This window comes from Vibrio sp. 1727, from assembly GCF_033344415.1.
Taxonomy (GTDB): domain Bacteria; phylum Pseudomonadota; class Gammaproteobacteria; order Enterobacterales; family Vibrionaceae; genus Vibrio; species Vibrio alginolyticus.
In genome coordinates, this window is the sequence record NZ_JAWPOT010000247.1 from 1 (window position 1) to 718 (window position 718).

Annotated in this window: 1 pseudogene; it reads right to left on the bottom strand. The window is 45.3% G+C overall.

The annotated features are described in order from the left end of the window. Positions 1 to 718: pseudogene (locus R8O10_RS25055) on the bottom strand (ABC transporter); the annotation flags it as partial.

Genomic DNA, 718 nt, shown 5'->3' on the forward strand with positions numbered 1-718 from the left:
CTTTTCCCACTGCCACTGACTCCATTGATGACGACGGTATCACCTTGTTTGATCTCCGTGCTAGCATCTTCAAAGAGATCTAAATGGCCCACAAGGTTCAGTTCGAACTTATGGTTTTTGGGGGAGGTTGCAAATTGAGGATTAGGCTCAGGCAGAACAGGGACATTCGTTAACTGAGCGTAATTTTTAATTGAGGATTTTACGTCGTTAATCGCAAAGCCTGCCAACGCGAGTTCACCCAAAGGTGCAGCTGCACGGGTAATCAATATCAATAAAGCCAAGACTAATAAGGGTTGAGTAATCGGCTCTAAGACGAGATAGATGGCGATACCTGCAAGGGGTAAAATCGTTGCCAATCCTGATACTAAGGTTGCGATAGAAGCGTTACGATTAATAGTTGAATGAACTTCTTCTTGTGCGTGCCAACTCTGTTCAATACGCTCGATTGAGCGCTCAGGCCCCGCTGTTGAGCGAAGTAACTCAAGGTGATCTATGAGCTCAAGTGTTGATTTAGTCGCTTGAAGCTCTGCGTCATGTCGGTCGCTATCTGAGCGACTTAGGTATCTTTGCGCCTTGTACTGAACGAGCAGTGCAACTAGTAACAATACGGCACTGAGTAGTGCAATTTCACCTCCTCCAACGACCCCAATACCGATAATTAAAAATATGGGTAACATTGGAGCGTGTAAAAATGTTTGTAGCTGATGAGCAGGAATGG